Raw genomic sequence first — 23,157 nt, forward strand, 5'->3', positions numbered from 1 at the left:
TGCGCCGCGCGCTCCTCGACCAGCGGCAGGCTCGGCCCTCGGTCGTCGGTCAGGAGGCCGCGGCCGCAGGGCGCTGCCGGCACGAGGCCCGAGCACGGCGAAGGGCCCCGCTCGCGCGGGGCCCTTCCTCGTGCCGGCGGCTCAGCCGAAGCGGCCCGAGACGTAGTCCTCGGTCGCCTGCACCTTCGGCGTCGAGAACATCGTCGCCGTGTCGTCATACTCGATGAGCTTGCCCGGCTTGCCCGTGCCCGCGATGTTGAAGAAGGCCGTCCTGTCGCTCACGCGCGAGGCCTGCTGCATGTTGTGCGTCACGATCACGATCGTGTACTCGGTCTTCAGCTCCTCGATGAGGTCCTCGATCGCGAGCGTCGAGATCGGGTCGAGGGCCGAGCAGGGCTCGTCCATGAGGAGCACCTCGGGGCTGACGGCGATCGCGCGCGCGATGCAGAGGCGCTGCTGCTGGCCGCCCGAGAGGCCGGAGCCCGGCAGGTTCAGGCGGTCCTTGACCTCGTTCCAGAGGTTGGCGCCGCGCAGCGAGCGCTCGACGAGGTCGTCCTGGTCGGAGCGCGACATGCGGCGGTTGTTGAGCAGCACGCCCGCGAGCACGTTCTCGCGGATCGACATCGTCGGGAAGGGGTTGGGGCGCTGGAAGACCATGCCGATCTGGCGGCGCACGTTCACGGGGTCGACGCCCGGGGCGTAGAGGTTGGCGCCGTCGAGCAGCACCTCGCCGTCGACCCACGCGCCGCTGATCACCTCGTGCATGCGGTTGAGCGTGCGCAGCACGGTCGACTTGCCGCAGCCCGAGGGGCCGATGAAGGCCGTGACCGAGCGGGGCTCGATGTCGATGGAGACGCCCTCGACGGCCTTGAAGTCGCCGTAGTAGACGTCGAGGTCGTTGGTCTCGATGCGCTTGGACATGTGGGTTACCTCCCGGCCTTCGGCGCGAAGACCTTGGCGATGATGCGAGCGATGACGTTGAGGAGCATGACGATGAGGATCAGCACGAGCGCGGCCGTCCAGGCGCGGTCGAAGTAGGCCTGCTCCTGCACGCCCGGGCTGACGTACTGGTTGTAGGCGAAGACCGGCAGCGTCATCATGCGGCCGTCGAACACGTTGTAGTTCATGTTCGTCGTGAAGCCGGCGATGATGAGCAGCGGCGCGGTCTCACCGATGACGCGGGCGATCGCGAGCGTGACGCCCGTGACGATGCCGGCGAGCGCCGTCGGCAGCACGACCTTCGCGATCGTAAGCCACTTGGGCACGCCGAGCGCGTAGGACGCCTCGCGGAGGTCGTTCGGCACGAGCTTCAGCATCTCCTCCGTCGAGCGGACGACGGTGGGGATCATGAGCAGGCTGAGCGCCACGGCGCCGCCGATGCCCGAGCGCACGCCCTCGCCCGCGAAGAGCGCGAAGAGCGCGTAGGCGAACAGGCCCGCGACGATCGAGGGGATGCCCGTCATGACGTCGACGAAGAACGTGATCGCCTTCGAGAGGCGGCCGCGGCCGTACTCGACGAGGTAGATGGCCGTGAAGATGCCGACGGGCACCGAGATGATGGCCGCCCACAGCGTGACGAGCAGCGTGCCGACGATCGCGTGCAGCACGCCGCCGCCCTCGCCCACGACGCTGCGCATCGAGTACGTGAAGAACTCGATGTCGAAGCGCGCCATGCCGTTGATGACGACGGTGGAGACGAGCGAGACGAGCGGGACGAGCGCGAGCGCGAAGGCGCCCACGACGACGCCCGTGACGAGGCGGTCGACGGCCTTGCGGCCTCCCTCGATCTGCTGGCTCACGACCGTGATCGCGACGAGGTAGAGCACGAAGCCGAGGACGGCCGTCGCGACGATGCTGAAGCCGGAGCCGGAGGCGCCCGCGACGAGCGCGGAGACCGCGGCGCCGATGGCGATCGCGACGCCGAGGAGCACCCAGGGGCCCCAGGCGGGCAGCTGGCCGGCCGTGAGCGGGTTCGTCGCGTCGCGGCGGGCGGGAGCGGTGGTCGTGGCGGTCATGGCTCAGCGGCCTCCCTGCACGGTGGTGCGCGCGATGATCCAGCGCGAGACGCCGTTGACGAGCAGCGTGATCGCGAACAGCACGAGGCCGGAGCCGATGAGCATGTTCACGGTGATGCCGTGCGCCTCCGGGAAGCGCAGCGCGATGTTGGCGGCGATCGTCGACGGGTTCTGCTGCGCGGTGAGCGCGAACGAGATGATGCCCGAGGAGCTCAGCACCATGGCGACGGCCATGGTCTCGCCGAGGGCGCGGCCGAGGCCGAGGATCGACGAGGCGATGATGCCCGAGCGGCCGTGCGGCAGCACCGCCATCTGGATCATCTCCCAGCGGGTCGCGCCGAGCGCGAGGGCGGCCTCCTCGTTGAGCCGCGGCGTCTGCAGGAAGATCTCGCGGCAGAGCGCGGTGATGATCGGCAGCACCATGACGGCGAGCACGATGGAGGCGGTGAGGATGGTGCGGCCCGTGCCCGAGGCGGGCGGGGCGAAGAGCGGCAGCCAGCCGAGGTTCGTCGTCAGCCAGGTGTAGGCCGGCTGCATGAACGGCGCGAGCACCGTGATGCCCCAGAGGCCGTAGATGACCGAGGGGATGGCGGCGAGCAGGTCGACGACGTAGCCGAGCCCCTGCGCGAGGCGGCGCGGGGCGAAGTGCGTGATGAAGAGCGCGATGCCGATCGCGACCGGCACGGCCATGAGCATCGCGAGGAGCGCCGACCAGATGGTGCCGAAGGTCAGCGGCCACACCCATGCGAGGAACCCGGCGTCGGCGCCCGGCAGCGGGCCGATGAGCGCCGGCACGGCCTGCGCGACGAGGAAGATCGCGACCCCGGCGAGGGCGAGCAGGATCAGCACGCCCGCGGTCGTCGAGATCGACCGGAAGACGACGTCGGCCAGGCGCTGCTTGGCGACGGGCTGGACTGCGGTGGTCATGGAGCTCCCAGGGGCGAGGCGGTGGGGATGACGTGCGTCTGCCGGGGCGGGAATCCGCCCCGGCAGACGGTATCAGTCGGTCGGCTCAGCCGATCATCTCGAGCGAGGCGGTGATCTGCGCGCGCAGGTCTTCCGAGATCGGGGCGGAGCCCGCGTTGTCGGCCGCGGCCTGCTGGCCCTCCGCCGAGACGACGTACTCGAGGTAGGCCTTCACGAGCGCGCCCTGCTCGGCGTCGGCGTACTCGGTGCACGCGATCGCGTAGGAGATGAGCACGAGCGGGTAGGCGCCCGCCTCGGTCGTCGTGCGGTCGAGCTCGATCGCGAGGTCGCCCTCGTGGCGGCCCTCGACGGGCGCCGAGGCGTCGACGGCGGCCGCGGCGGCCTCCGCCGAGAACGGCACGTACTCGTCGCCGACCATGAGCGCGACGGTGCCGAGGTCGCCGGCGCGCGAGGCGTCGGCGTAGCCGATCGTGTTCGTGCCGTTCGTCACCGCGTCGACGACGCCCGAGGTGCCCTGGGCGCCCTCGCCGCCGTACGCGGCGGGCCACGTCTCGAACTCGCCCTCGGTCCACGCGTCTGCCGCGTTGGCCGCGAGGTACTGCGTGAAGTTCTCGGTGGTGCCCGAGTCGTCGGAGCGGTGCACGGCCGTGATGGTCGCGTCGGGGAGGGTGACGCCCTCGTTCTGCGAGGCGATCGCCTCGTCGCTCCAGTTCGTGATCTCGCCCGAGAAGATGCCGGCGATGGTCGCGGCGTCGAGGTTGAGCGAGTCGACGCCCTCGACGTTGAAGATCACAGCGATCGGCGAGATGTAGACGGGGAGGTCGACGGGCAGCGAGTCGGCGACGCACGCGCCGAAGGTGCCCTCGAGCTCCTCGTCCTTCAGGTACGCGTCGGAGCCGGCGAAGCCGACGCCGCCCGCGATGAACTGCTCGCGGCCCGCGCCCGAGCCGGCGGGGTCGTAGGTGACGTTGACGTCGGGGTTGTTCGTCTGGAAGCCCGCGATCCAGGCCTCCTGCGCAGCACCCATCGACGAGGCGCCGGCGCCGGCGAGGTCGCCGGAGAGCGACGACTCGGGGGCCTCGGAGCCGCCTGCGGCGGGAGCGGTGCCCTCGTTGGCGGCGCACGAACTGAGGAGGAGCGCGCCGGCGACGGCGACGACCGCGGTGCGGCCGAGCTTCGTGAACTTCACGGTGTTCCCTTCGGGATGTGTGTGGTGCAGGGGCGGCTGGACGCCCCGCGGGCGGCCCGACGAGCAGGCCGTGACACACGGTAGGGAGCGCGGGTGACCGCGAGGATCCGCGAAGGTGAACGAGAGGTGAACGGCGGCGAGGCGGAGGCTCAGGAAGCGCCCCGCGCGGCATGGCGCGGCATGCCGCGGGATGCGCGGCATGCCGCGGGATGTGCGGCGTGGCGCGAGCGCTGCGGCCACGGGGCGAGCGCCGCGGACGTGGAAGAGCCGGGCCGCGAGACGCCTCTCGGCGGAAGGCCGCTCGAAGCGGCGAATATTGGAGCCCGGGGTTTCGCGGCCCGGCCCCATCAGCGTAGCGAGGTCGGCGGCCCGGCGCAGGCCGGTGCGCTCCGGGCGAACGGCGGCGCCGCCCGGGCGCGTCGGCGCGGCCTAGCCTTCGACGTCGAGCACGGTGTCGGGCACGTCAGGGTGCCCGTACGTCGAGCGCAGGATCACCTGCGTCGGCGCGACGCCCTCCGGCAGCTGCACGACCGCGCGCGCCCCCTCGAAGGTGTCCTCGACGTAGTAGATGTCGTCCTCCGCGGTGACCGCGACGGTGTCGGCCCAGTCGTAGGTCTGGCCGTCGCTGCCCACGACGAAGACGTCGAAGCAGCCCATGAAGCTCGTGGTGCCCTCGTCGTGGTTGCCGTCGATGCGCACCGCCGTGAAGTAGGTGCCGTCGGCCGGCTCGCCCGACTCCATCGGGGGGTTGTCGTCGATGCTCGTGACGCTGAACGACCAGATGTCGCCGAGGCCGTCGTCGACCGTGTAGGCGTACTCCCCCGCCGACGGCGGCGTCGTGGGCTCCTCGGTCGGATCGGCGGCCTCGGTGCTCGTCGTCGGGTCCTCGGGCGCCGGCATCGTGGGCGCTGCCGTCGGCACGGCGGGCGGCATGGGGATGCAGCCCGTGAGCGCGAGCGAGGCTCCGCCGAGCACGAGGGCGGCGGCGAGCAGTCGGCGGGGGGGCGTGCGGTGCGTCAAGACGGCCTCCGGGTGCGGCGGGGTGCGGGATCCGGCGCCGAGGGACGCGGTGCCGACGCTCGAAGCGTACGCCGCCGCGGCGCGCTCGGCGATCAGCCCGCGCTCAGGCGAGGCTGTCCGCGCGCCAGAGACGCGCGCAGATCCGCAGGTCGCCCGCGATGTCGGTGAGGGAGGCCGCGAGCGCCGTGCGGGCGCTCGCGCGCTCCGGGTGCGCGGCGTCGTCGTCGTGCGCGGCGCGCACCGCGCCGTGCGCGGTGACTGCCGCGAACGCGGCGGCGCGCTCGAGCGCGAGCGCGAAGTCGCCCGCGAACACGCCCCGCAGGATCTCGTCCGAGAGCGAGCGCAGCTCGCCGGGGGTCGCCGGGGCCGGGACGCCCGCGATCACGGGGGCCGCGGTCGGCAGCGCGTCGGCGCCCGCCTGGTAGAGCCGCGCCGACTCCTCGGCGCGCTGCGTCACGAGCGCGTGCAGCAGGTGCACCCGCCACAGCGTGCCGGGCAGCGAGTGCGGCCGAGCCCGCGACCAGAGCTCCGCGACCGTGTCGATGCCGTCCTCGCGCGCGACCGCGAGGATCCGCTCCACCACCTCCGGGTCCGCGCCGCCGCGCACGCGCGCGAGCAGCGCGTGCGCCGTCTCGCTCGCGAGCTGCAGGCGCACGGCGGGGTCGACGTCGCCCTCCACGCGGTCGAACCAGTCGTTGGAGAAGCGGGTGGGCTTGATGGAGCGGTCGTCTGCCATTGCCCCCATCCTCCCACCGCGGCGGCCGGGCGCCGAGGGGTGCCCCGGCGGCCGACGGGTGCCGGTGCACCGGCACCGCCCATCCGGCCGAGCACCGCTCGCCGCGCGACTACCCTGGGAGCGCGGGCCTCTAGCTCAGTCGGTAGAGCATCGGACTTTTAATCCGCTGGTCGTGGGTTCGAGCCCCACGGGGCCCACTTCGTGCACGCGCGGAACCCCGCCCCGACCTCGGGCTCGGACGACCACCTCGGGCTGACTTCGGGCACCAGCCGCCGCGTGCGCGACTCGAAGCGATGGAGCACGGGCTCGCATGCGCTCCGCTGACGCTCGATGTCGGCTGGGTTGCGGCTCGATGAACAGTGCCTGAAGGCGCTGGACCGCCCGCCGCTGGTGCTCCATCATCAGGCCATGAAGCCGCACGAGCGGTCGAAGCGACTGCCAGAGCCCATCGGCACCGTGCACCCCACTGAGCAAGAAGCCGTCGAGCACCTCTACGGGGTACTCGCCGCGCTCGACCCGAACCACACCGTCGCCTGGAGCCGGCTGCAGCGCCTCACGATCTACCAGGACGAGCGCACGCCCCTCATCTGGCACGTCATCGCCGCCGAGGAGATCCAGACCTTCATCGAGCTGCTCCGCCTCGACAAGGCAGCGCGCGACGAGCAAGCGAGGCCGTCTTCGACCGCTTCTCCGTAGCCCGCTCGGTCAGCACCAGCAGGAAGTCCTGCACGGGACTGCCGACGATCGTGTTCGGCTCCTCCGTCGCCATGCGCTCGACCTCGGCGGCGTCCCAGTCCGGGTTCCGGTGATCAGCCGATGCGTGACCTGGGCGAGGATCTCGTCGCGGTCGATGTTCGCCGCCATGCGCCCAGCAGGCACCGTCACGAGCCGCCGCGGGCAAAGCGCCTTCGTCTGCCTTGCCACATGACAAGTGCAGATCGACTGCGGCACCTTCCAGACCGCCTGGAAGGTCGGCACCTCGTGGGCCCTCGGCCGCGCCGAGATCGAGCGCCACGCTGACCCGCGCCGCGACGACTTCGCTCGCGCCGGCGGCGAGGAGTCCGCGGACACGACGCAACGCCCCTCCCCGCTGTGAGGCAGTCGAGGAGGGGCGATGTCCACGCTTCCGGATCGAGTCCAGAAGAGCGCCGACTGGCTCGTTGCTCCGCTCGGTCGCGATGAGCATCGGGGCAGCCCGGAGCCGACATGCAAGGCGAGTCCTCGGTATCCCAGTCGAGCGTGCTCTCCTGACCAGATGGCAAGGGTGGTTCGCGCCCCCGCTGCAGCCGTTCCCTACGGACGGGCTCTCGACGAGCTTGCTGGGCAACGTGCCGAGTCGGTCCGTCGTGCCGACTCCTGAGCAGCGGGACACGTTCTTCCTCTACGGCGGCACCTGGTGCTGGCTCTCCGAGAGCGAGTTCGAGAACCTGCCTCGGCAGTTGCCACGTGTTCTGACGAGCGCTCGCAGCCGAGCGACAAGGCCGAAACCGCGCGCCCCTCGGCCGTCGGAGCTCGATGGCGACGGTGACGCGCGTCTCGTGGCCTGGGTCGAGCGAGGTTGCTGCCCCAGCCGCCCGACGCAGCACCCGGACGATGGGCGAACCGCGGCGCCGGGGCGCGGCCCTGCCAGACGGCTCGCAGGCGGGTGCGAGACGATGGCCTGTCGGCCGAGAGGCCGCTTCCGAGCCTTCGACGTGTGGGGCGATCACCACGAGCGCGATTGGCGCGACCGATGCAGCCAGCCCACGAAGCACCATCCGAACCGGACCGACGAGCGCGAGGGCCCGCGCACCGGCCCGGGAACGCACTCCCGCTGCTGCGCGTCGGCCTGCGCGCCGTCTACGCCGCGCTCGACGCGCAGGCGCGCGAGGCACCCGCGCGACGCGCGGCCTGGCTCGCCCGCGGTGCGCGAGGCCGACGATGAGCCGCCACGGCACCCGCAGCGCCGCCGTGCTCGAGCTCGCACGCATGCTCCGCAGCCGCGATGCGACGAGCGAGGTCCCCTTGGAGCGCGTCGCGGCGAGCGCAGTGGTCTTCGACCCCGCGTCCGATCCCTTCCGGCCCTGGTGGGTGTGCGGCCCGTTCGAGCTCGAGCAGCTGCTCTGGTGGATGCGAGCCCGGTGACGCGATGGCCGACCGCTACGAGGTGCACGTGCGCATCAGCGTGCTCGTCACCGACGCCACCGCGCTCTGCGCGGCGTGGGCGACGGTCGACTCGACGGACGGCGACATCACCTCCCTGATCACGCACTCGAGCGAGCACGACCTCGCGCGCGACGCGCATCGGATGCTCGCCATGGGTCGTGCGAAGCTCGGCGAGCGGGGCTACGAGATCCTCGGGATCACCGCAGCGGCGACGCGCTCGGAGGGTGCACAGGACCCCGCGGGGATCGAGGAGCCGTGACCCGGTGGGGTCCGTCCGGGTCAGCGGCGCTCGCGGCGGCGGCGCTCGAAGCGCCAGCCGCGGAAGGCGACCGCGGCGAGCGCGACGCCGGCGAGCATCCACCAGATGATGTCCATGCGGACACGCTACCCGCGACCGAGGGCGGGACGGCCCCTCGCGTCGCAGCCCCACCGGTCAGGCGCTGGTCGCGGATCCCGGTCAGGCGCTGATCGCGGATCCCGGGTCGGCGTCGACGTCGAACGCCTCACGGAGGCGCCGCATGCCGTCGCGGAGCCGCGTCTTGACGGTGCCGAGCGGCACGCCGAGGCGGCGCGCGATCTGCGCGTGCGAGAGCCCGTCGAAGTGCGCGAGCACGATGGCCTCGCGCTGCACGGCGCTCAGCAGCCGGAGCGCCGCGCGCACCCGCTCGCCGTCGAGCGCTCGCTCGACGAGCTCGTGCACCGACGCCACGGGTGTCGCCCGCGACAGCCGCGCGTCGGCGAGGTCGCGCTCGCGATGCGCGACGCTGCTGCGCACGCGATCGACCGCCTTGCTGTGGGCGATCCGCAGCAGCCAGCCCGTGCCGGAGCCACGGGCGCGGTCGAAGCGCGCGGCCGTCCGCCAGGCGTGCAGGTAGACCTCCTGCACCACCTCCTCCGCCTGCGCCCGATCGACGACCACGCGGACCGCGAGCGCGAGCACGCGCGGCCTCGTCGCGTCGTGGACCGCCATGAAGGCGCGGGCGTCACCCGAGGCAGCTCGCTCGAGCTCGTCCTCCACCGTCCCCCGCACGTGCCCGATCGTCGCACGGCGAGCGGCCAGGAGCCTGGAACGTGATGCAAGCGTGATGCGCCGACGAGCGCTCGCCTCGAGAGCAGCGCAGGGGCCCCTGCCTCAGAGGCCGACCGGCGAGATCCCCCACTGGCCGCGCCACGTCTCGCCGGCCTCGAGCCACACGAGGCCCTGCCCGGAGTTCAGGGCGTTGGCGGGCGCGCTCATGGGCTCGACCGCGGCCACGTGCCGCGGGCCGTCGGCGGCCGGGAAGTCGCTCGGCGTGAAGACGACGACGTACGGGAAGGCGGCGTCCTGCCAGAGCGCCGCGCCGCGCCCCTCGCGATCCAGCAGCGTCGAGGTCGCGATGCCGCCGTGGAACTCCACGCCGCCGTAGTTGTGGTCGACGTCGAGCTCGGTGAGCGCGCGGCCGCCGCGCAGGTCGGGCGCCGAGGCGGGCATCTCGTCGACGAGCACCTCCTCGACGGGGATGAGGTCGACGGCGGTGAAGACCGTCGCCGCCGGCACCGTGAGGGTGAGCTGCTCGGCCGGCACGTCGCCGACCGCGAGGTACGGATGCGCGCCCATCGCCCACGGTGCCTTGGCGGTGCCGGCGTTGATCGCCTCGTGCGTGACGACGAGGCCGTCGTCGGTGAGCTCGTAGGTGACGAACGTGTCGACGAGGAACGGCCAGCCCGTCTGCGGGTGGATCGTCGCCTGCAGCATGACCTTCGACTCGTCGTGCTCGAGCATCCGGTACGCCGTGTAGCGGAGGAGGCCGTGGCTCGCGTTGCCGAGGTCGCGCTCGCTGATCGCGAGCCGCTGCACCTCGCCGTCGAGGGTCCAGTCGCCGCCCGCGACGCGGCCGCCCCACGGGGCGAGCACGATGCCCTGGCCTTTCGCGGGCCGCTTGTCCTCCGGGAACGGCTCGACGAGGTCGATGTCGTCGACCAGGTACTCGCGGAGCGCCGCCGCCACCTCGGTGATCGTCGCACGCAGCCGACGGCCGTCGACCGTGCGGGTGATGGTGAACTGCTGACCGGTGGGCGGGCGCATGCGCCGAGCCTACGGCGTGCCCCCGCTGGGGTTCGAACCCAGACTGGGCGGAGTTTAAGTCCGCTGCCTCTGCCAGTTGGGCTACAGGGGCCCGGATCCCACGGTACGACCCTCAGGCATCGAGGATCGCGCGGAAGCGCGCAGGCAGCAGCACGTTCTCGCCCGCGTCCGCGAGCAGCGGCGCGATCTCGGACGGCTCGTGGCCGGCGATGCCGCAGCCGAGCTCGGTGACGAGGAAGTCGGTGCCGGGATGCGCGGCCGCGAAGGCGAGGAAGGCCGCGACCTCGCGCTCGATCGTCGGGAGCCCGCTCATCGTGTCGATCGCGTACGACTGCCCGTGGAGGCCGTGCCCCTCCCCCGGCACGGCGCCGAAGCGCTCCTGCGCGAGCCGCGCGGCGCCCCCGCCGTGCGCGCCCGAGGCGTTGGAGCCGAACACGAAGACCTCGTGCGGGGCGAGCTGCTCGATCCGGTCCGGGGAGGTGCGCATGCGGCCTGCCTGCCACCGGCCGCCCACCCGGAGCCGCCGGTCGCATCCGCGCCAGGGGTCGCATCCACCCGGATCGCGCCGCGGCGCCCGGCGTACGCTGGCGCCATGACCGTCCACGAGCGCGCCACCGTCGTCCCGCTGCCGGGCCACGTGCCCCACCTGCCGAAGTCCGCGCTCGTCATGCCTGGGGCCGTGATCGCGGGGCAGGTGTCGCTCGGCGAGCGCGTGAGCGTGTGGCCCGGCGCGAGCCTCCGCGCCGAGGAGGAACCCATCGCCATCGGCGACGACAGCAACGTGCAGGACTCCTGCTCGCTGCACGTCGACGCCGGCTCGCCGCTCACGATCGGCGCGCGCGTCTCGATCGGCCACAACGCCGTCGTGCACGGCTGCACCGTCGAGGACGACGTGCTCATCGGCATGCACGCGACCGTCATGAACGGCGCCGTGATCGGCTCCGGCACGATCGTCGCGGCCGGCGCGCTCGTCACCGAGGGCACGGTGGTGCCTCCGAACTCGCTCGTGGCCGGCGTGCCCGGCAGGGTGCGGCGCGAGACGACCGACGCCGAGCGCGACGGCATCGCCCGCAACGCGAGCGTCTACAGCGAGCGCATCGCGACCTACGTCGAGGCCTTCGGCCGCTGACCGGCACGGCACCCTGGCGGCGCCCGGCCCGCATGCGTAGGCTCGGCGGCACCGGAGGGAGCTGCATGCCCGAGACGCCGACCGGCACGGTCACACCCCACGGCGAGGCCGCGGAGCTCACGCTCGAGCGCCGCGTCGACGCCGACGCGATCGCCGTCTGGCCCTTCCTCACCGAGTCGCGCGAGCTCGGCCGCTGGTTCGGCGTGTACGTCGGCGACCCCGACTCGGGCGAGGTCGTGCTCTCGATGACGGCCGAGGAGGGCGACGCCACGAGCGCGATCGAGATCCTCGACTGCTCCGCCCCCGAGCATCTCGCGGTGCTCTCCACCGACGAGACCGGGTCGTGGAGCCTCGAGGTGGAGGTCGTCGACGGCGGCCCCGAGCGCGGCAGCGGCTCGACCATCCGCTTCACGCAGCACGACCTGCCGCTCACGCAGCTGCCCGACATCGCCACGGGCTGGGAGTGGTACCTCGACCGGCTCGTCGCCGCGATCGCGGGCCGACCGATGCCCGACTGGGACGACTACTACCCCGCCCTCCGCGACGCCTACGCCGCCTGACGGGCGCCCGACCGGCGTCGGAGCGCCGCAGCCCCGTCCGACGTGGTCGCTGTGGTCACTCGGCGCCCTCGCTGTGGTCGCTTCGCGCCCACCGGCAGGCCTGGGCGGGGCGCGAAGCGACCACAGCGCACCGGCCGGGTGGGCGCGAAGCGACCGCAGCACGCGGGCCGGGGCGGGCGCGGGCGGGCGCAGCACGCCGTCGGGCGCGGGCGCACGCGGGATCGGCGCGAGGTCAGGCGGGCAGGGCCGCCTCGGCCATCCGCACGACGTTCGCGAGCAGCATGACGCGCGTCATGGGGCCCACGCCGCCCGGCACGGGCGAGAGCCAGCCCGCGACCTCGGCGACGCCCGGATCGACGTCGCCCAGGAGGTGCGCGCGCGAGGAGCCGGGCAGCGGCTCGCCGCGCGTGATGCCGACGTCGAGCACCGCGGCGCCCGGCCGCACCCAGGAGGGCTCGATGAGCCCGGGCCTGCCGACGGCCGCGACCACGACGTCCGCCTCCCGCACCCGCGCCGCGAGGTCGGGCGTGTGCGAGTGGCAGAGCGTTACGGTCGCGTCGATGCCGCGGCGCGTCAGCAGCAGGCCGAGCGGCCTGCCCACGGTGAGGCCCCGGCCCACGACCACGACGTGCGCACCCGCGAGCGGCACGCCGTGCCGCGCGAGCAGCTCGACGATCCCGGCGGGCGTGCACGGCAGCGGCGAGGCGATCGTGCCGTCGACGCCGAGCACGAGGCGGCCGAGGTTCACCGGATGCAGGCCGTCGGCGTCCTTCGCGGGGTCGACCGCCTCGAGCACCTCCCTCGGGTCGAGGCCCGCGGGCAGCGGCAGCTGGACGAGGAAGCCGGTGACGCGCGGGTCGGCGTTCAGCGCCGCGACGGCCGCGAGCACCTCCGCCTCGGTCGCGCCTGCCGGCAGCGTCGCCTCGATCGAGGCGATGCCGACCTCGGCGCAGTCGCGATGCTTGCCGCGCACGTACGACGCGCTCGCGGGGTCGTCGCCCACGAGCAGCGTGCCGAGGCCGGGGACGACGCCGCGCTCGCGCAGCGCCGCCACCCGGCCTCGCAGCTCGTCCTTGACGGCGGTCGCGGTCGCGACGCCGTCGAGGACGCGCGCGGTCACGCGTGGATGCTCGAGGGGAGCTCGTGCTCGAGCGCCGGCTGCCCCGACGGGCCGACGCCCGGGTAGAGCGGGAAGGCGCCCGCGAGCGCCGCGACGCGATCGCGCAGCGCGGGCAGGTCGGCACCCGGCTGCAGCGCGAGCGCGATGACGTCGGCCACCTCCGTGAACTCCTCGTCGCCGAAGCCGCGCGTCGCGAGCGCGGGGGTGCCGATGCGGAGGCCCGAGGTCACCATGGGCGGGCGCGGGTCGTTCGGCACCGCGTTGCGGTTGACGGTGATGCGGATCTCGTGCAGGAGGTCCTCGGCCTGCTTGCCGTCGATCGCGGCGTCGCGCAGGTCGACGAGCACGAGGTGCACGTCGGTGCCGCCCGAGCGCACCGAGATGCCGGCGGCCGCGACGTCGTCCTGCTGCAGGCGCTCGGCGAGGATCTGCGCACCGCGGATGGTGCGCTCCTGGCGCTCCTTGAACTCGTCGGTCGCGGCGAGCTTGAAGGCGGTGGCCTTCGCGGCGATGACGTGCATGAGCGGGCCGCCCTGCTGGCCCGGGAAGACCGCCGAGTTCAGCTTCTTGGCGATGTCGTCGTCGTTCGTGAGGATGAAGCCCGATCGGGGGCCGCCGATGGTCTTGTGCACCGTCGACGAGACGACGTGCGCGTGCGGCACGGGGCTCGGGTGCAGGCCCGCGGCGACGAGGCCCGCGAAGTGCGCCATGTCGACCCAGAGCAGCGCGCCGACCTCGTCGGCGATCGCGCGGAACGCGGCGAAGTCGAGCTGGCGCGGGTAGGCCGACCAGCCGGCGATGATGACCTTCGGCCGGTGCTCGACCGCGAGGCGACGCACCTCGTCCATGTCGACGCGGCTCGTCTCGGCGTCGACGCCGTAGGCGACGATGTCGTAGAGGCGGCCGGAGAAGTTGATCTTCATGCCGTGGGTCAGGTGGCCGCCGTGGTCGAGCGAGAGGCCGAGGATCGTGTCGCCGGGGCGGGCGATCGCGTGCAGCACGGCCGCGTTCGCCGAGGCGCCCGAGTGCGGCTGCACGTTGGCGTGCTTCGCGCCGAAGAGCGCCTTCGCGCGCTCGATCGCGAGCGACTCGGCGACGTCGACGTGCTCGCAGCCGCCGTAGTAGCGGCGGCCGGGATAGCCCTCGGCGTACTTGTTCGTGAGCACCGAGCCGGCCGACTCGAGGACGGCGACGGGCACGAAGTTCTCGCTCGCGATCATCTCGAGGTAGTCGCGCTGGCGGTCGAGCTCCTGCTGGAGGACCGCGGCGATCTCGGGATCGACCTCGGCGAGCGGGGCGTTGAACGTGCTGGGCAGGCGGTCGGTCACGGGTGCTCCTTCGCTTCGCGCACTGGCGGCGCGCTGTCGGGATGGACACTGCGATGCGGTGTCGCCCAGGCGCGCGGCTCGTGGTCGGCCGCTCCCCGGTGGTGCTCCACCAATGCGCCAGTCACGGCCGAGGCCATCGTAGCCGCCGGCGGCGCCGACGCGCGGGATGCGCGTCATCGGGCGTCAGGCGGCCGCGCGCCTCCGGCCGGCGAGCACGTCGCCGCCGACGAGCACGAGCGCGACGACGAGGCCCGCGCACAGCACCCAGGGCATCGCGCCGACGCCGACGCCGTCGAGCACGAGCGCGCCGAGCAGCGCGCCGCCGCCGATGCCGACGTTGAAGCCCGTCGTGTACCAGGCGGTCGCGGGCTGCAGCAGCCGCTCCGGCGTCGCCTGCAGCTGCCGCGTCTGCAGCAGCGCGGGCAGCGCGCCGAGGGCGAAGCCCCACACGAGCACCGCGGCCACCGTGGGCACGAGGCCGCCCGTGGTGCCGAGCACGACCATGGCGACGATGCCGGCCGCCATCATCGCGAGCGTCGAGGCCGTGGGGCGGCGGCCGAGCCACAGCGCGATCGCGAGCACGGCCGCGGCGCCGACCGCGCCGTAGGCGAACAGCGCGGGCGAGAGCCACGCCTCCGGCAGGCCCGCGTGCTGCACGAGGAACGGGGAGACGTACGTGTACATCGCGTACTGCCCGAGCATGACGACGGTCGTGGAGACGATCGCGATCGCCACGCCCCGCACGCTCTTGCCCGGCTCCGGCGTGGGCAGCGCGACGGAGCCCGTGGAGGTCGTGGCCTGGTCCTTGAGGTGGTCGACGGCCGGCAGCAGCCGCCAGACGGCGACGGCGACCGCGAGGCAGACGAACCCGAGCAGCGCGAACGACCACCGCCAGCCCACGAGCTGGCCGAGGAGCGTCGCGAGCGGCAGGCCGAGCACGTACGCGAACGAGCCGCCCGCCGAGGTGATGGCGACCGCGCGCGCGAGCTGCTGCGGCGGCACGAGGTAGGCGGCGTAGGCGCCCACGACCGTCCAGAACACCCCGTGCGCGAGGCCGCCGAGCACGCGGAACGCCACCGACCACCCGTAGTCGGGCGCGAGCGCCGAGCCGAAGACCGAGACGGCGAAGACCAGGAGCACCGCGATCACCAGGCGGTGCCGCGGCACGCGGCGCGTGAGCCGGATGAGGGAGGTGCTCGAGGCGACGACCGTGAAGGCGAAGATCGTCACGAGCAGGCCGACGGCGCTCTGGCCGACGCCCAGCTCGCGGCTCATCGGCAGCAGCAGCCCCATGGGCAGCATCTCGACCGTGATGTTCGTGAAGATCGCGAGCGCCAGCACGAGCAGCGCGGGCATCGGGAAGCGCGCCGGGGATGCCCCCTGCTGCGTCGTCGCCCGCGTGCTCACGAGGGGACAGCCTAGCCGCGGGACGGCGCGGCCGCCGACGCCCTCGGGGCGCGTGCAGGGAGCGGCCGTAGCCTCGCCGCATGCTGACTCCGGAGGACGTGCTGCAGCGGCGCTTCGACGAGGTCAACCTGCGCTCGGGCTACGACCCCGACGAGGTCGACGACTTCCTCGACACCGCCGCCCAGGCGCTGCGCGAGCTCGCGACGCCGGGTCCGACCGAGCCGCTCCTCACCGCCGACCGCGTCGCCCTGATCCGCTTCACCGGGACGCGCTTCCGCAGGGGCTACGAGCCCGCCCAGGTCGACGCCCTCCTCGCGGAGCTCGCCGAGGCGCTGCGCGCGCACGAGGCGCGGACGGCCGGGGGATCCCCCGCCTCGTAGGATCGTGTGGTGAGCGCCAACCACTGGATCCTCTCCTTCGTGTGCGACGACCAGCCCGGCATCGTGCACGCCATCTCGGGCGCGATCGTCGACTGCGGCGGCAACATCACCGAGTCGCAGCAGTTCTCCTCCGTCGACACCGACCGCTTCTTCATGCGCCTGCAGGTGGAGGCCGAGGGCGCGCGCGACGACTTCGAGGCGCGCCTGGCGCCCGTGGTCGAGCGGTACGGGATGCAGTGGCAGCTCGATGACGTCGGCCGGCCGCTCAAGACGCTCGTGCTCGTGTCGAAGGCGGCGCACTGCCTCAACGACATGCTCTTCCGCCAGCGCGCAGGGCAGCTCTCGGTCGACATCCCCCTCGTGATGTCGAACCACCCCGACCTCGGCTCGCTCGCGGCGTTCTACGACGTGCCGTTCGAGCACCAGCCGGTCACGGACGCGGCGTCGAAGGCCGCGTTCGAGCGCCGCGTGCTCGAGGTGGTCGAGGCCGAGGGCATCGAGCTCGTCGTGCTCGCCCGCTACATGCAGGTGCTCTCGCCCGAGCTCTGCGCCGCGCTCGAGGGCCGCATCATCAACATTCACCACTCCTTCCTGCCGGGGTTCAAGGGCGCGAACCCCTACCGGCAGGCGCACGCGCGGGGCGTGAAGCTCATCGGCGCGACCGCCCACTTCGTCACCGCCGACCTCGACGAGGGGCCGATCATCGAGCAGGAGGTCGTGCGCGTCGATCACGCGCAGAGCCCCGCGCAGCTCGTGGCGATCGGCCAGGACGAGGAGTCGCGCACGCTCTCGCGGGCCGTGCAGTGGTTCGCGGAGGACCGCGTGCTGCTCGACGGGCACCGCACGATCATCTTCCGCTGAGGCCGGCCGCGGGGGCGGAGCGGAGATCCGCTCCGACACGCGCTGTTCACCGACACGCCGGGCGCGCGTCACAGGGGGTCGCTAGGTTGGCGAACGACCCCCTTGTCCCCGACGGAGCGGAACCATGCACGCACGCACCACGCTCGGCGCCTCGGCGGCCGTCGCGATCGCCCTGACCGGGCTCGTCGCGACACCCGCCGCCGCAGCAGAGCATCCGGTCATCAACGAGTTCAACGCGGACATCGCCGGCACCGACGCCGGCGAGTTCGTCGAGGTGCTCGCGGCGCCCGGCACCGACCTCAGCGGCCTCTCGATCGCGATCGTCGAGGGCGACCTCAACGCGCGCCAGGGCACGATCCTGCGCGTCGACGCGGTGCCCGCCGCCGACGACGAGGGGCTTGCGCTCCTCGAGTACCCGGTGAACGGCATCCAGAACGGCTCGGCCTCGTTCCTGCTCGTCGAGGGCACGGTCTCCAGCGGCCAGCTGGTCGACGCCGACCTCGACGGCACGATCGACGACGGCCTCGGCTTCACGGTGCTCGACGCGGTCGGCGTGCACGACGGCGGCGCCGACGATCTCGCGTGGGGCACGGTCCTCACCACCGCACACCCGGGCGGCACCGGCGTCGTCGGCGGCGCGAGCCGCATCCCCAACGGCACCGGAACGGATGCGGCAGCCGACTGGGTGCGGAACGACTACGACGGCGCGGGCCTGCCCGGTCGCGCCGGGAGCCCCGAGGTCGGCGAGGCGATCCACACCCCCGGTGCCCCCAACCGGCTGGTCGAGGAGGGCGGCGAGGAGCCGCCTGCGCCCAGCAGCTGCGAGGCGACGCCCACCGCGATCGGCGCGGCGCAGGGCTCGGGCGCCTCGACCCCGATCCTCGGCCAGGCCGTGACGATCGAGGGCGTCGTGACCGGCGACTGGCAGGCGGGCGGCTTCGGCGGCATCACCGTGCAGGACGCCGGCGACGGCGACCCCGCCACGAGCGACGGCATATTCGTGTACGCCCCGGGCGCCCCCGCGGTCGCGCAGGGCGACGTGGTGCAGGTCACCGGCATTGCCGCCGAGCACTTCGGCATGACGCAGCTCTCGAGCGCCACGATCGTCGACTGCGGCGAGGACGCGGCGCTGCCCGCGCCCGTCGCGCTCGAGCTGCCGATCGCCGACCACGAGCCCTTCGAGGGCATGCTCGTCACGCTCCCGCAGGAGCTGTCGATCCTCGAGCACTACGACTACGGCCGCTACGGGCAGGTGGTGGTGGGCACCGGCCCCGACGGCACGGGCCGCCAGTTCCAGCCGACCGCGGTCGCCGCGCCCGGCTCGGCCGAGGCCCAGGCGGTGCGCGAGGCCAACGCCGCGAACCGCATCACGATCGACGACGGCCGCTCGTCGCAGAACTCCGACCCCGCGATCCACCCGGGCAACCTGCAGCCCTTCACGCTCGAGAACGGCTTCCGCGGCGGCGACACGATCACCGGCATCACGGGCGTGCTCGACTGGCGCTTCGACACGTGGGCGGTGCAGCCGACCTCGGCGGGCACCTACACGGCCGCCAACGAGCGCCCGGCCGCGCCGTCCATCGAGGGCGCCACGCTCGAGGTCGCGTCGTTCAACGTGCTCAACTACTTCACGACGCTCGGCAGCCGAGGCGCCGCCACGGCCGAGGAGCTCGAGCGCCAGGAGTCGAAGATCGTCGCCGCCATCACCGAGCTCGACTCGGCCGTGGTCGGCCTGCTCGAGATCGAGAACAACGACGGCGTCGCCCTCGACACCCTGGTCGCAGCGCTCAACGAGGCGGCCCCGACCGGCGACGGCAGCCTCCGCTGGGCGGGCATCGACACCGGTGTGCTCGGCACCGACGAGATCACGACCGCGATCGTCTACCAGCCGGCGCTCGTCGCCCCCGAGGGCGCCTTCGCGGTGCTCGACGAGAGCGTCGACCCGCGCTTCGACACCTCGCGCAACCGCCCCGCGCTCGCGCAGTCCTTCGAGGACCTCGCGACCGGCCGGGTGCTCACCGTCGCCGTCAACCACCTGAAGTCCAAGGGCTCCGCGTGCGAGGGCGACACCGGCAGCCCCGAGCAGGGCAACTGCAACGCGGTGCGCACGCAGGCCGCGGCCGCCCTCGCCGACTGGCTCGCGACCGACCCGACGGGCGCGGAGGCCGACGGCTCGCTCATCATCGGCGACCTCAACTCCTACGACCACGAGGACCCGATCACGACGCTCGAGGCGGCCGGCTGGACCGACCTGCTCGAGGCGCACCAGGGCGAGGAGGCCTACACCTACGTCTTCGACGGCATGCTCGGCTACCTCGACTACGGCCTCGCCGACGCGGCGCTCGCGCCGAGCGTCGTGGGCGCGGCGGCCTGGCACGCGAACTCGGACGAGGCGAGCCTCATCGACTACACGATGGCGTTCAAGCAGCCCGCCCAGGACGCGCTCTTCGCGCCCGACCCGTACCGCGCGAGCGACCACGACGCCGTCGTGATCGGCATCGCGTTCGAGGCGGAGGAGCCGGGCGACGGCGACGGCGACCCGGGCGATGGCGGCCCTGGTGACGGCGACGGCGACCCGGGTGACGGCGGCCCCGGTGACGGCGGCCCCGGTGACGGCGGCCCCGGTGACGGCGACCCCGGCGACGGCGACGGCGACCCGGGCCAGCCCGGCAACCCGTTCGACGGGCTGCTGTCGGCGCTCCTCTTCCTGCTCGCCCTCTTCGGGCGCTGGTTCGGCGGCCTCTGGCGCTGAGGCGCGACGACCGCTGATCGATCCGCGATGGGCCCGGCCGCGAGGCCGGGCCCATCGCCGTCGAGGGTCTCGTGACGCGAGCGGCTGCGCCCCGCGCTCCCCGACCGACGGGCGGGCCTAGGCGAAGTCGCGCGAGCGCGGGCTCGGCACGTCGAAGCGCTCGAGCTTGTCGGCGAGCACCGCGATGACCCCCTCGGGCGTGCGCTGCAGCATCCCCCGCACCACGAGCGCCGGCGAGTGCCGCGCCACCTGCCGCGCGTGCGCCCACAGGCCCTTCGAGACGATGACGTTGAGCATCCCCGTCTCGTCCTCGAGGTTGAGGAAGGTCACGCCCATCGCCGTGCGCGGCCGCTGCCGGTGCGTCACGATGCCGGCCGCCTGGATGCGCCTGCCGGGCTCGGCCTCCGCGAGCGCCGCGATCGGCAGCACGCCGCGCCCCTCGAGCATCGCCCGCGCATGCCGCACCGGATGGTCGTCGGTCGCGACGCCCGTCGACCACACGTCGAGCGCCACCTGCTCCTCGGCCGTGAGCATCGGCAGCAGCGGCACCTCGAGCGTCACCTGCGTGCCCTCCAGCTGATCCTCGCGCTCGGTCGAGGCGGGGCCCGCGAGCCACAGCCCCTCGCGGCGGCCGACGCCGAGGCCGTCGAGCGCGCCCGCGGTCGCGAGCGCCTCGAGCTCGCCGCGATCGAGCCTCCGCGCGGCGCGCGAGGTCGTGGATGTCGCGCAGCGGCCGCGCCTCGCGCGCCGCCACGATCCGCTCCGCCGCCGGGCGGCCGAGCCCGGCGATGCCCGAGAGCCCCTGCCGCACCGCGAGCCCCGCGTCGCGGCGGTGCCGGTCGCGCGCCCGCCGCGACTCGCGCGCCTCCTTCGGCACGGGCGGCTGCACGCGCTCGAGGCACGCGAGCGCGCCCGCACGGCGCTCGCCGTGCGGCTCGAGCCCCGCCTCGACGCCCGAGCGCACGACATCGGGCCGCAGCGTCTCGACCCCGTGCCGCGCGGCGTCGGCCACGAGCGAGGCGGGGCTCCAGAAGCCCATCGGCTGGCTGCGCAGCAGCCCGGCGAGGAACGCCGCCGGGTAGTGCAGCTTCAGCCACGAGGAGGCGTACACGAGCTTCGCGAAGGCGAGCGAGTGCGACTCCGCGAAGCCGAAGCCCGCGAAGGCCTCGATCTTGCGGTAGATCGACTCGCCCACGTCGGGGGCGATGCCGTTGGCCGCCATGCCCTCGAAGAGCTTCGCCTTGAGCGCCTCGATGCGCTCCTTCGAGCGCTTCGAGCCGATCGCGCGCCGCAGCTGGTCGGCCTCCCCCGCGTCGAAGCCGCCCACGGCGACCGACATCTGCATGAGCTGCTCCTGGAACAGCGGCACGCCGAGCGTGCGCTCGAGCACGGGCACGAGCAGCGGGTGCGCGTACGTGATCGGCTCGGTGCCCGCGCGCCGGCGCAGGTACGGGTGCACGGCGTCGCCCTGGATGGGGCCGGGGCGGATGAGCGCGATCTCGACCACGAGGTCGTAGAAGCAGCGCGGCTTGAGCCGCGGCAGCGTCGCCATCTGCGCCCGCGACTCCACCTGGAAGACGCCCACGGCATCCCCCTCGCAGAGCATGTCGTAGACCCCGGCCTCCTCGGCCGGCATCGTCGCGAGGCTCCACCGCTCCCCCGTGTGCTCGGCCGCGAGGTCGAGCGTGTGCGAGAGCGCGCCGAGCATGCCGAGGCCCAGCAGGTCGAACTTCACGAGCCCCATCCACTCGCAGTCGTCCTTGTCCCACTGCAGCACCGTGCGCCCCTCCATGCGAGCGGGCTCGATGGGGCAGACGCTGCCGACGGGCTCCTCGGTGAGCACCATGCCGCCCGAGTGGATGCCGAGGTGCCGCGGCGCGTGCAGCAGCTCGCCCGCGAGCTCGGTCACCGCCTCCGGGATGCCGGCGACGTCGGGCCGCGAGTACGACTCCACCGACTTCGACCACGCGTTCTGCTGGCCGACCGCGTAGCCGAGCGCCTTCGCGGCATCGCGCACCGCCGACTTCGGCCGGTAGGTGATGACGTTGGCCACCTGCGCCGCGTTCCGGCGGCCGTAGCGCTCGTAGACGTGCTGGATGACCTCCTCGCGCCGGCCCGCGTCGAAGTCGATGTCGATGTCGGGCTCCTCCTCGCGCATCATCGAGATGAAGCGCTCGAACGGCAGCCGGTAGAGGATCGGGTCGACGGCGGTGATGCCGAGGATGAAGCAGACGGCGCTCGCCACGGCGCTGCCGCGGCCCTGGCAGAGGATGCCGCGCGAGTGCGCGAACTCGGCGATCTCGAACACGATGAGGAAGTAGCCGGCGAAGCCCTTCTGCTCGATGAGGCCGAGCTCGTGGTCGAGGCGGGCGCGCACGTGGTCCGGGGCGCGGCCGTCGGGCGTCGGGTAGGCGCGCGGCAGCCGCTCGGCGACGAGCGAGCGCAGCCACGACATCTGCGTGTGCCCCTCCGGCACCTCGGTGGCGGGCAGCCGCGGGGAGGCGGCGCGGAGGTCGAAGGCGAGGCTCGCGGCCGAGCGCGGCCGCGGTGGCGACGGCGCCGGGGAAGGCGGCGAAGCGGCGCGCCATGACGGCGCCGGAGCGCAGCGACGGCACGCCGCCCGCGGGCAGCCAGGCGTCGAGGCTCGTCGATGGAGCGGCGCGCGCGCACCGCTGCGACGGCGTCGCCGAGGTGCTGGCGGCGGGGCGATGCGATGTGCGCGTTCGTCGTGGCGATCACGGGCAGCCGGAGGTCGGCGCCGAGCCCGGCGAGGGCGCGGTTGCGCTCGTGATCGCGCGGGTCGCCGACGTCGCTGAGCTCGACGACGACGCGGTCTCGGCCGAAGAGCGCGCAGAGGCGGTCGAGGCTCGGTGCGCGCGGCCTCGGCGCCGCCCTGCTCGAGCGCCTGCCGCACGCCGCCCTTCCGGCAGCCCGAGAGCACCATCCACTCGCCGCGCGCCGTCTCGGCGAGCCGCTCGAGCTCGAAGACGGGGCGGCCCTTCTCGCCCGGGGCGCCGAGGCGGTCGGTGGTGAGGTAGCCGTCGGTGAGCGCGGTGGCGAGGTTCGTGTAGCCCGCGGGCCCGGTCGCGAGCGCGACGAGGTGGCTGCCCTCCGGGTCGGGCACGCCGTTCTGCGGCGCGCTGAGGCCGAGCGAGAGCTCGGCGCCGAAGACCGTCGGCAGCCCGGCCTCCGCCGCCGCCTCGGCGAAGCGGACCGCGCCGTAGAGGCCGTCGTGGTCGACGAGCGCGAGCGCCTCGAGGCCGAGGGCGCGCGCCTCGTTCACGAGCTCGGCGGGGCTCGAGGCGCCGTCGAGGAAGGAGTAGTGCGAGTGCGCGTGCAGCTCGGCGTAGGGCGTCGCGGCGCCCGCCGCGGGCACGCGGATGCGCGGGCGGCGCGGGTCGTCGGGATCCGTCTCGTGCTTCGTCCCGACGTCGCGGTCGCTCAGGATGCCCTCGAGCTCGCGCCACGGCATCGCGGGGTTGTTCCAGCCGGCCATCGCCCCTCCTCTCGTCTGCTCCTGCTC

General features: G+C 73.6%; 21 protein-coding genes, 2 tRNA genes, 1 pseudogene and 1 riboswitch. Of the genes and pseudogenes, 10 read left to right on the forward strand and 14 right to left on the reverse strand.

Annotated features, from left to right (window positions below):
* Positions 1-141: 141 nt before the first annotated feature.
* The 6 genes from pstB to OVA14_RS01935 form a co-directional block, all read right to left on the reverse strand.
* A complete protein-coding gene (gene pstB, locus OVA14_RS01910) occupies positions 142-921 on the reverse strand; it encodes a phosphate ABC transporter ATP-binding protein PstB (RefSeq protein WP_267504633.1) in 780 nt (259 codons plus the stop codon).
* Between the two features lie 5 nt (positions 922-926).
* Positions 927-2,015, reverse strand: coding sequence for a phosphate ABC transporter permease PstA (pstA, locus tag OVA14_RS01915; protein WP_267504634.1), 1,089 nt, complete (start codon positions 2,013-2,015; stop codon positions 927-929).
* 3 nt (positions 2,016-2,018) lie between these two features.
* A complete protein-coding gene (gene pstC / locus OVA14_RS01920; RefSeq protein WP_267504635.1) occupies positions 2,019-2,942 on the reverse strand; it encodes a phosphate ABC transporter permease subunit PstC in 924 nt (307 codons plus the stop codon).
* An 85-nt stretch (positions 2,943-3,027) separates the two neighbouring features.
* Positions 3,028-4,131, reverse strand: coding sequence for a phosphate ABC transporter substrate-binding protein PstS (gene pstS / locus OVA14_RS01925; RefSeq protein WP_267504636.1), 1,104 nt, complete (start codon positions 4,129-4,131; stop codon positions 3,028-3,030).
* Positions 4,132-4,560: 429 nt separating this feature from the next.
* The gene (locus OVA14_RS01930; protein ID WP_267504637.1) at positions 4,561-5,151 is read right to left on the reverse strand and encodes a hypothetical protein; all 591 of its coding nucleotides are present in this window, start codon (positions 5,149-5,151) and stop codon (positions 4,561-4,563) included.
* A 103-nt stretch (positions 5,152-5,254) separates the two neighbouring features.
* Positions 5,255-5,887, reverse strand: a complete 633-nt coding sequence (locus OVA14_RS01935; RefSeq protein ID WP_267504638.1) for a DNA-directed RNA polymerase subunit beta — start codon at positions 5,885-5,887, stop codon at positions 5,255-5,257.
* Positions 5,888-6,011: 124 nt separating this feature from the next.
* On the opposite strand from OVA14_RS01935, the gene OVA14_RS01940 reads away from it, so the two are divergent.
* From OVA14_RS01940 to OVA14_RS01960, 5 genes are all read left to right on the forward strand, one after another.
* A tRNA-Lys gene (locus OVA14_RS01940) sits at positions 6,012-6,084 on the forward strand.
* 211 nt (positions 6,085-6,295) lie between these two features.
* On the forward strand, positions 6,296-6,583 hold the full coding sequence (locus OVA14_RS01945; RefSeq protein ID WP_267504639.1) for a hypothetical protein: 288 nt from the start codon (positions 6,296-6,298) through the stop codon (positions 6,581-6,583).
* A 235-nt stretch (positions 6,584-6,818) separates the two neighbouring features.
* On the forward strand, positions 6,819-6,983 hold the full coding sequence (locus OVA14_RS01950; RefSeq protein ID WP_267504640.1) for a hypothetical protein: 165 nt from the start codon (positions 6,819-6,821) through the stop codon (positions 6,981-6,983).
* Positions 6,984-7,807: 824 nt separating this feature from the next.
* Entirely contained in the window at positions 7,808-8,011 is a 204-nt protein-coding gene (locus tag OVA14_RS01955; protein WP_267504641.1) for a hypothetical protein, read from the forward strand.
* 4 nt (positions 8,012-8,015) lie between these two features.
* Complete coding sequence (locus OVA14_RS01960; protein ID WP_267504642.1) at positions 8,016-8,291, forward strand: hypothetical protein; 276 nt, start codon at positions 8,016-8,018, stop codon at positions 8,289-8,291.
* Between the two features lie 198 nt (positions 8,292-8,489).
* Here OVA14_RS01960 and OVA14_RS01965 read toward each other — a convergent pair whose 3' ends face one another.
* The 4 genes from OVA14_RS01965 to OVA14_RS01980 form a co-directional block, all read right to left on the reverse strand.
* Entirely contained in the window at positions 8,490-9,062 is a 573-nt protein-coding gene (locus OVA14_RS01965) for a sigma-70 family RNA polymerase sigma factor (protein WP_267504643.1), read from the reverse strand.
* 102 nt (positions 9,063-9,164) lie between these two features.
* Positions 9,165-10,097, reverse strand: coding sequence for an aldose 1-epimerase family protein (locus OVA14_RS01970; RefSeq protein ID WP_267504644.1), 933 nt, complete (start codon positions 10,095-10,097; stop codon positions 9,165-9,167).
* Between the two features lie 17 nt (positions 10,098-10,114).
* Positions 10,115-10,188: transfer RNA gene (locus tag OVA14_RS01975), tRNA-Leu, on the reverse strand.
* 21 nt (positions 10,189-10,209) lie between these two features.
* Positions 10,210-10,584: a hypothetical protein gene (locus OVA14_RS01980; protein WP_267504645.1), complete on the reverse strand. Its 375-nt coding sequence runs from the start codon at positions 10,582-10,584 to the stop codon at positions 10,210-10,212.
* 105 nt (positions 10,585-10,689) lie between these two features.
* Here OVA14_RS01980 and OVA14_RS01985 point away from each other — a divergent pair, with 105 nt between their 5' ends.
* Positions 10,690-11,226 carry a gamma carbonic anhydrase family protein gene (locus tag OVA14_RS01985; RefSeq protein WP_267504646.1) on the forward strand — a complete coding sequence of 179 codons (537 nt, stop codon included), beginning with the start codon at positions 10,690-10,692 and terminating at the stop codon, positions 11,224-11,226.
* Between the two features lie 65 nt (positions 11,227-11,291).
* A complete protein-coding gene (locus OVA14_RS01990; protein ID WP_267504647.1) occupies positions 11,292-11,786 on the forward strand; it encodes an SRPBCC domain-containing protein in 495 nt (164 codons plus the stop codon).
* 232 nt (positions 11,787-12,018) lie between these two features.
* Here OVA14_RS01990 and OVA14_RS01995 read toward each other — a convergent pair whose 3' ends face one another.
* The 3 genes from OVA14_RS01995 to OVA14_RS02005 form a co-directional block, all read right to left on the reverse strand.
* Positions 12,019-12,906 (reverse strand): bifunctional methylenetetrahydrofolate dehydrogenase/methenyltetrahydrofolate cyclohydrolase, encoded by an 888-nt coding sequence (locus OVA14_RS01995; protein WP_267504648.1) that lies wholly within the window; start codon positions 12,904-12,906, stop codon positions 12,019-12,021.
* Complete coding sequence (glyA, locus tag OVA14_RS02000; protein WP_324288030.1) at positions 12,903-14,234, reverse strand: serine hydroxymethyltransferase; 1,332 nt, start codon at positions 14,232-14,234, stop codon at positions 12,903-12,905. The genes OVA14_RS01995 and glyA overlap by 4 nt, the downstream gene beginning before the upstream one ends.
* 56 nt (positions 14,235-14,290) lie before the next feature.
* Positions 14,291-14,369, reverse strand: a riboswitch (ZMP/ZTP riboswitch).
* Positions 14,370-14,417: 48 nt separating this feature from the next.
* On the reverse strand, positions 14,418-15,641 hold the full coding sequence (locus OVA14_RS02005; protein ID WP_267504649.1) for an MFS transporter: 1,224 nt from the start codon (positions 15,639-15,641) through the stop codon (positions 14,418-14,420).
* A gap of 80 nt (positions 15,642-15,721) precedes the next feature.
* On the opposite strand from OVA14_RS02005, the gene OVA14_RS13725 reads away from it, so the two are divergent.
* The 3 genes from OVA14_RS13725 to OVA14_RS02025 all read left to right on the forward strand — a co-directional run bounded on the left by OVA14_RS13725 (position 15,722) and on the right by OVA14_RS02025 (position 19,634).
* Positions 15,722-16,021: a DivIVA domain-containing protein gene (locus OVA14_RS13725; protein WP_420710607.1), complete on the forward strand. Its 300-nt coding sequence runs from the start codon at positions 15,722-15,724 to the stop codon at positions 16,019-16,021.
* 9 nt (positions 16,022-16,030) lie between these two features.
* Complete coding sequence (gene purU, locus OVA14_RS02020; protein WP_420710608.1) at positions 16,031-16,882, forward strand: formyltetrahydrofolate deformylase; 852 nt, start codon at positions 16,031-16,033, stop codon at positions 16,880-16,882.
* Positions 16,883-17,006: 124 nt separating this feature from the next.
* Positions 17,007-19,634, forward strand: a complete 2,628-nt coding sequence (locus tag OVA14_RS02025) for an ExeM/NucH family extracellular endonuclease (protein WP_267504651.1) — start codon at positions 17,007-17,009, stop codon at positions 19,632-19,634.
* A gap of 117 nt (positions 19,635-19,751) precedes the next feature.
* On the opposite strand, the pseudogene OVA14_RS02030 reads toward OVA14_RS02025, so the two are convergent.
* Positions 19,752-23,130 (reverse strand): annotated as a pseudogene (locus OVA14_RS02030) (error-prone DNA polymerase).
* Positions 23,131-23,157: the final 27 nt, after the last annotated feature.

Source organism: Agrococcus sp. SL85, assembly GCF_026625845.1.
Lineage (GTDB): Bacteria > Actinomycetota > Actinomycetes > Actinomycetales > Microbacteriaceae > Agrococcus.